The organism is Actinoplanes sp. NPDC048791 (genome assembly GCF_040650095.1).
Lineage (GTDB): Bacteria > Actinomycetota > Actinomycetes > Mycobacteriales > Micromonosporaceae > Actinoplanes.
Genome location: NZ_JBEZGQ010000424.1, coordinates 1 through 6,870, shown reverse-complemented (window position 1 = coordinate 6,870; position 6,870 = coordinate 1). Strand labels below are relative to the sequence as shown.

General features: G+C 71.3%; 6 protein-coding genes and 1 pseudogene. All 7 read right to left on the bottom strand.

From position 1 onward, the window contains the following. Positions 1-97: 97 nt before the first annotated feature. Entirely contained in the window at positions 98-925 is an 828-nt protein-coding gene (locus AB0C29_RS26700; RefSeq protein ID WP_360825386.1) for a carbon-nitrogen hydrolase family protein, read from the bottom strand. 17 nt (positions 926-942) lie between these two features. After that, positions 943-2,199 carry an alpha/beta hydrolase gene (locus tag AB0C29_RS26695; RefSeq protein WP_360825383.1) on the bottom strand — a complete coding sequence of 419 codons (1,257 nt, stop codon included), beginning with the start codon at positions 2,197-2,199 and terminating at the stop codon, positions 943-945. A 76-nt stretch (positions 2,200-2,275) separates the two neighbouring features. Then, positions 2,276-2,926 carry a response regulator transcription factor gene (locus AB0C29_RS26690; RefSeq protein ID WP_360825380.1) on the bottom strand — a complete coding sequence of 217 codons (651 nt, stop codon included), beginning with the start codon at positions 2,924-2,926 and terminating at the stop codon, positions 2,276-2,278. Between the two features lie 8 nt (positions 2,927-2,934). Beyond that, positions 2,935-4,038: a histidine kinase gene (locus AB0C29_RS26685; RefSeq protein ID WP_360825377.1), complete on the bottom strand. Its 1,104-nt coding sequence runs from the start codon at positions 4,036-4,038 to the stop codon at positions 2,935-2,937. A 74-nt stretch (positions 4,039-4,112) separates the two neighbouring features. Continuing rightward, positions 4,113-4,550 (bottom strand): CBS domain-containing protein, encoded by a 438-nt coding sequence (locus AB0C29_RS26680; protein WP_360825374.1) that lies wholly within the window; start codon positions 4,548-4,550, stop codon positions 4,113-4,115. Between the two features lie 75 nt (positions 4,551-4,625). Further along, on the bottom strand, positions 4,626-6,404 hold the full coding sequence (locus AB0C29_RS26675; RefSeq protein WP_360825371.1) for an FAD-dependent monooxygenase: 1,779 nt from the start codon (positions 6,402-6,404) through the stop codon (positions 4,626-4,628). Next, a pseudogene (locus AB0C29_RS26670) lies at positions 6,401-6,870 on the bottom strand (alcohol dehydrogenase); the annotation flags it as partial. The pseudogene AB0C29_RS26670 and the gene AB0C29_RS26675, both read right to left, overlap by 4 nt.

Genomic DNA, 6,870 nt, shown 5'->3' with positions numbered 1-6,870 from the left:
GTCCACGTCGTGACCCGGCGGATGGCGCCCGCGGAGCCACTGAACGCGGTGTGAGACGTGGCGGTCCGGGGACGTACGCGTCCCCGGGCCGCTCTGCTCAGCTGAGCGTCCGGTCGGTGCTGCGCGGATCCTCGACCCGGCGGCTGCGGTAGATGTCGCCCTGGTTGGCGGCGGCCCGCCACGGGCGGGCGAGGTCCAAGGCGATGTGAAACTCCGGCGCATCGCGATCAAGGACAGCGACGGCCGGCTGCTCCGGCGCGGCGACCGCGGTCAGTTCGCTCCCGTCGGGGCCGATGATCGCCGAGGGCATCAACCCGGCGCTCTGCGCGGGTACCGACAGGCTGAGCCAGTAGTTGTTGATCGCGGCGTGCGCCTGCGCCTTGCGGAAGAAGATCTCGTCGACGGGCCAGGCGGACAGCAGCAGACAGTCCACGCCGAGGCGGTCGTACTCGGCGAACAGCTGCGGGAAGTTGACCTCGATGCAGATGGCCAGGCCGAACCGGTACCCGTCGACGTCGAACACGACCGGCTCGAAGCCGGGGCTGTAGAACCGGGTGATCTCGGTGTTCGAGCAGAACCGCTTGTCGTAGCGGGTGACGACCCGGCCCTGATCCGAGATCACATAGAGGCTGTTGTGCGGGCGGTTCGGCGGGGTCAGCGGGTGCGCCGACCCCAGCACCACCCACATCCCGAGTTCGCGGGCCAGGTCAGCTGTCGAACGCAGCTCGGCGCGGACGGCGTCCCAGTCGACGTCGGCCCAGTCGGCGATCTGCTCCTTGGCGTATCCGGACAGGAACCCCTCGGGCAGGTGGATCAGCCGGACGTCGGCCGCCGCGGCCTGACGCATCAGCTCACGGACGATGCGGCCGTTCTCGCGGGCGTCGGCGGTCCCGGCGGGCTGGGTGGTGGCAACCTTGAGCGTCACCGCCGCATCGTGCCATCTCACCGTCGCCAGGGCGCCTCGGCAGCGGTGTACGGCTCGGCCGGCAGGGCTCCTCCGGTCAGGAAGGCAACAGCGGCCGTGCCGGTTTCGGCCGGCCTGTCGGCGAGAACGGAATGTCCGGCGCCGTTGATGGTCAGCATCGTCGCTCGCGGGAACGTGTCACGGTATTCGCGGGTCACCTCCCAGCGGAGGTAGTCGCACTCGGCCCGCAGCACCAGCACGGGGGTGGGATTGCGGCGCAACGCCGGCCGGGGGTCGGCCGCCTTCGACGCCGAGGCCGAGGTGGCGATGTTGACCCAGAGGCCGTACCCGGCGGTGGCGTCGACGGGCCGTTCGACCGCGGCGGCGTCAGGACAGCCGGAGCTCATGGTCAGGCTGCGGACGAACTGCTGATAGAGCCCGTCGGCCGTGTGGTCGGACATCAAGGTCCTGGCCGCCGGCAGTCCACCCACCTGGCCCAGAAAGAAGGTCGCCGCGAAGCGGGTGTGCGCCGCGAGCTGACGGCTCTGGTCGCTCTTGCCGTCCGGTGTCAGGCTGCCGTCGCTGAAGGAGTCGCTCGACATGGCTCCGGGACTCGCGACGACCACCTTCGCGACGTTGTCCGGGTGCACGGCAAGGTAGTGCGCGATGAGCTGTCCACCCCACGACGAGCCGATCAGCACCGTCTTCGGGGCTCCCAGCTGCTGCCGGATGGCGTCGAGGTCGGCGACGTGCCGGGCGACGGTGTAATCGCTCGGATCGAGCCGGCTGGACCGGCCGGCACCAGCCTGCTGGTAGTTGTAGACGGCGAATCCGGCAGCAGCGAGGCGCTGGGCGAACCCGTCACTGTTGCTGGCCGGGGCCCCGGGGCCACCGTGGACGAGGAGCACCGGTTCGGCGTGCGTCACTGTGCCGGCGGTGCGGACGTAGGCGATCCGGGAGCCGGTCGGCAGGTCCCAGTACTGCTCGGCCGGCGAGCCGGGCAGCGGCGTGAAGGTGGCCGGCGCTCCGAACCAGGCCCAGGACAGCCCGGCTGCCAGCAGGAGCGAAACCGCCAGGCAGACGTTCACGGTCAGCCTGCTGCGGCTGCCTCGCAGCGGCACCGACAACCGGGCCAGACCCGTCGCACACATGACCGCGACGAGTGTGGCAACGGCGTAGGACAGCCACGCGTTCCCGGTCGTCTGAGCGGTGACGAGCAAGGCGACGAAGAAGAACAGGACGGCGGTGACGACCGCTGCGACAGCCAAGAACCAGGTTCTCGTCACTTCGATCATGCATCTGACGCTACGGAGAAGGAAGGGCGCCCCCATCCACCCGCGGTGCCTTCCGGCAGTGGTACTGCGGTACCACTCAGACCAGGCCGTGGCGGTGTGCCCAGATGACGGCGTGCACCCGGTCGCGGGCGCCGAGCTTGGCCAGGACCCGGCCGACGTGGGTCTTCACCGTCGACTCGGAGAGGAACAGCTCGGCGGCGATCTCGGTGTTCGACCGGCCGCGGGCGATGGCCACGAGGACCTCGCGTTCCCGGCTGGTCAACTCCTCCAGCAGGCGTTCGCGTTCCGGCGGGGTGGCCGGTCCTGCCCGGTAGTGGTCCAGCAGCGTACGGGTGATCCGGGGCGAGACCACCGCCTCACCGGCCGCCACCGTGTGGACCGCCGCAACCAGGTCGGCTGAACGCGCATCCTTGAGCAGGAACCCGCTCGCGCCGGCGCGCAGGCCGTTGAACGCGTACTCGTCGAGGTCGAACGTCGTCAGGATGAGCACCCGGGTCCGCGGGCAGTGCGCCACGATCTCCCGGGTCGCCTCGATGCCGTCGAGCACCGGCATCCGCACGTCCATCAGCACCACGTCCGGCCCGTGCAGGCGGGCGAGCTGGACACCCGCGCGACCGTCGTCGGCCTCCCCCACGATCCTCAGGCCGGGTTCCCGGCCCAGCACCATCGCCATGCCTTCGCGCACCAGCGCCTGGTCGTCCACGAGCAGCACGGTCGTCTCAGCCATCGGTTCCCTCACTCGACGAGTGGCAGGGTCACGCGGACGGCCCAGCCGTGCCCCGGCCGCGGACCGGCCTCGACCGTACCGCCGTAGAGCGCGAGTCTCTCCTTCAGCGCGACCAGTCCCTGCCGGGTGCCCACCGACGGTGCCGGTCCGGTGCCGCGCCCGTCGTCGACGACGTCGACGACGATGGGGTCGGCCCGGTAGTCCACGTCGACGAGCACCCGCCGCGCGTCAAGGGCGTAGCGCAGCGCATTGGTCAGGGACTCCTGGACGGTGCGGAACACGGCGATGCGCAGGCTCGGGGACGTCGGCTCCGCGCCCTGCCGGCGAACTTCCACCGGTAACCCGGCAGTGCGGAAGGTCGCGACCAGGGTGTCCAGGTCCTGTGTCGCCGGCTCGGCCTCGCCGCCGTCTCGGAGCACCCCGAGCAGCCGGCGCATGTCGGTCATCGCCTCCCGGCCGATGCCGCCGATCCGCTCCGCGGCCGAACGGGCGCGGTCCGGCTCGGTGTCCCCCACGGCGGCGGCGCCGTCGGCCAGGCGAACCATCACGGTCAGGCTGTGGGCCACGATGTCGTGCAGGTCGTGGGCGATCCTCGTACGCTCGCGCGCCGCCGCCAACTGCCCCTCCCGTTCCCGCTCCCGTGCGAGCTGGACCGTACGGTCGAGCAGCGCCTGCAGGTACCGCCGCCGGATCCGGACGTTGGCGCCGGAGAATACAGCGATCACCGCGATGACCGCGTAGAGGACTCCCTTCGCACGCCACTGTGCCGGGTCGGCCGGCGCGGTCACCGCGACCACTGCCAGCACCGAGCCGAGCACCGCCTGGCCCGTGGAGCGGTACGCGGCGAGTGCGTACAGCGCGCAGGCGAGCGCCACACCGATGAAGTGCTCGGTCATCAGGGCGCCACCGGCAGCCACCGCCGCCACCGGCCACCACGGCCGCGTACGGCGAACCAGCATCGTGGCCGCCACGATCAGGCTGACGGCTCCCCACGCCGGATCGACCGGTTGCGGTATCCGGAGTCCCGCGCCGTTGTCAAAACTCCACAGGACGCAGAGGAGGGCGACGAGCGAGTCCACCACCCGCGGATGGCGGACCCAGAACGCGCGCACCGCACCTACCGGGTTCGGCAGGCGCGGCGGCTCAGCTACAGCACCCACGGTGGCGATCGGTGCCCCACCACGACCTAGAAGCGTTCGCCGGTGATGTAGCCGGCGAGGGAGGAGCGCTCGGTCTCCAGCTCCCCGATCCGTTCCTTGACCACGTCGCCGATGCTCACGATGCCGTGCAGGGTGCCGTCGACGACCACCGGCACGTGCCGGAACCGCCGCTCGGTCATCAAGCGCTCCACGTCCTCGAGCGGGGCGTCGGGCTCGACCGTGTGCACCTCGGCGGTGTGGATGGCGGTGACCGGCTCGGCCAGCACCGCGGCACCGCGTACGGCCAGGGCCCGCACGATGTCGCGCTCACTGACGATGCCGTCGACCCTGGACCCGTCGGCGGACACCACGATGGCGCCGATCCGGTGCTCGGCCAGCACCGTCAGCAGAGCGTCGACGCGCGTCTCCGGAGACACCGTCACGACTTGCCCGCCCTTGACACGAAGAACGTCACTGATCCGCATGTTCCCTCCTCAGGCCTGGTCCTCTCCACCCTAGGCGTCCGGAGGGCCACTTCCGGGTGATCGGCGGTGTCCGATTTACGGAGCTGAGGATCCGGGGACGGCCTCGTCACGGGCCAGCACCCGGCGCAGAGCCGCCCCGAGCACCTCCGCCGGATCGCCGGGCAGGCCGGGGCTGCGGAACGCGACGTAGTTGTCCGGGCGCAGCAGCACGCAGCCGGTGTCGCCGACTTCGCGCAGGCGGGCCCAGTCGCCGTACAGGTCCTCGTAGTCGGCCCCGGGGCCGACCGTCGCCGCGGTCAGCGGGACCCCCAGCGTGCCGGCGAGCGTGGCCGCCGCCGCGACCCACGGCTCGCCGCCGATGCCGGTGAGCAGCGTGAACCGGCCGTGGCCGCCCACGTCGAGGGTGGAGATCCGCTCGGAGCCGTGGCCCAGCCAGGCGTGCGGCACCTTGGCGCCGGGCCAGGTCGTCGGGTGGTGGAACAGTTCCTCGTCGCGAGGGTTGGCCGGTGCCTGCGTACCGTCACCGACGACCGCCGCCGAGCGGTAACGCTGGTCCAGCTCGACGCCGTGGGTGTTGAACTCGTAGTCCTTGAAGGCGATCGCCTCGCGCAGCAGCTGGCGCTGTTTCTCCGAGGCGTCACCGGGGAGCTTGCGGGCGTCCATGTTCGCCCGCATCTGGTCCGGGTCCTCGGTCGAGAGCAGGCCCAGCGCCTGGAAGATGCGGCCGGTCTCGCCGATGCTGCGGTTGGCCCGTTCCACGATCTGCGCGCCGACCGGCGCCCGCTCCGCGCTGTACGACTCCAGCAGCCCCGGCCCGGCCGCCCCGGACAGCACCAACTTCAGCTTCCAGGCCAGGTTGTACGCGTCCTGGATCGAGGTGTTGGAGCCCAGCCCGTTCGACGGCGGGTGCCGGTGCACCGCGTCGCCGGCGCAGAACACCCGGCCCTGGTGGTAACGCTCGGCGTACAGGTGGTTGACCGTCCAGGCCGACGACGACTTGATGGTGACCGGCACGGTGTCGTCGCCGATGAGCTGGTGGGCGATCTGCCGGGCGTACGCGTCGGTGAGGTCCGGCGGCTCGCCGTCGATGTCGTAGCCCCAGACGATCAGCCACTCGTGCCACGGCCGGACGCAGCGCACCAGGCCCATGCCGATGCCGCCGACGTCGGCGCCGGTCTGCAGCACCCAGTAGAGGGTGCTGGGCCGGTGCGCGACGTAGCGGGTCAGGTCGGCCTCGAAGACGATGTTGATGCTGCCGGCGACGCCCATCCGGCCGACCATCGGCAGGCCGATGTCCTCGGCCACCTTGCTGCGCCCGCCGTCGGCGCCGATCAGGTACTTCGCGCGGATCCGGTACTCGTCGCCGCGCAGCCGGTCGCGCACGGTCGCGGTGACGCCGTCGTCGTCCTGGGTCAGCGACAGGTATTCGGTGTCGTAGCGCAGGTGGGTGCCGCGGGCGGTGGCGGCGCCGGCCAGCACCGGCTCCATCAGGTGCTGGGGCATGTCGCACATGGCCGTGGGCGAGGCCAGGTCGTGGTCGGCCTGCCGGGACGGGTGGGTGTACCAGGTGTGCAGCCGGCCCAGTTCCTCGCCGTTGAGCGCGGACACGAACGGCGTCTGGCCCATCAGGTGCTGCGGCGTGGCCAGGGCGACCACCTGCTCCTCGAGGCCGGCGTCGCGCAACACCTCCATCGTGCGCTGGTTGGTGATGTGCGCGCGGGGTGTGTCGGCCAGCCGGCTGTACTTGGTGACCATGATGTTCGGCACGCCGTACGTGCTCAGCAGCATCGCCGCCGCACTGCCGGCGGGCCCGCTGCCGACGATGAGCACGTCGGTCTCGACCACGTCTGTCACGGCTTCTCCTCGGCGATCCGGAAGGTGTACGACACCTGGTGCCATTCCTCGACCGCGCGACCGTCCGGCGGAGGACCGGAGCCGGGCGCGAAGTCGACGATCAGGTCGTCCTTGACCCCGAACACGGTGTCGGAGTCCAGGTAGGCGCCGCCCGCCACGAACAGCTGGGTGACCAGGCGGCGATAGCCCGGCGCGCTGATCATGAAGTGCAGGTGCGGCGCGCGGTACTGGTGACGGCCGGTCGCCGCGAGCATCTGCCCGACCGGGCCGTCGTCCGGGATCGGGTACTCCGACGGCAGGATCGACCAGAAGCGCACCCGGCCGGCGTCGTCGCTGGTGAACCGGGCCCGCAGCACCGGCCCGGCCTGCTCGGGGAGCTGCACGTCGTAGAAGCCGACGTCGTTGGACTGCCAGACGTCGACCACCGCACCGGCCACCGGCCGGCCCGCCACATCGGCGATCAGCA

Excerpts from the sequence above, each read along its gene's own strand:
- AB0C29_RS26680 (WP_360825374.1), bottom strand. The coding sequence starts at position 4,550 with ATGCGGATCAGTGACGTTCTTCGTGTCAAGGGCGGGCAAGTCGTGACG.
- AB0C29_RS26690 (WP_360825380.1), bottom strand. The coding sequence starts at position 2,926 with ATGGCTGAGACGACCGTGCTGCTCGTGGACGACCAGGCGCTGGTGCGC.
- AB0C29_RS26695 (WP_360825383.1), bottom strand. The coding sequence starts at position 2,199 with ATGATCGAAGTGACGAGAACCTGGTTCTTGGCTGTCGCAGCGGTCGTC.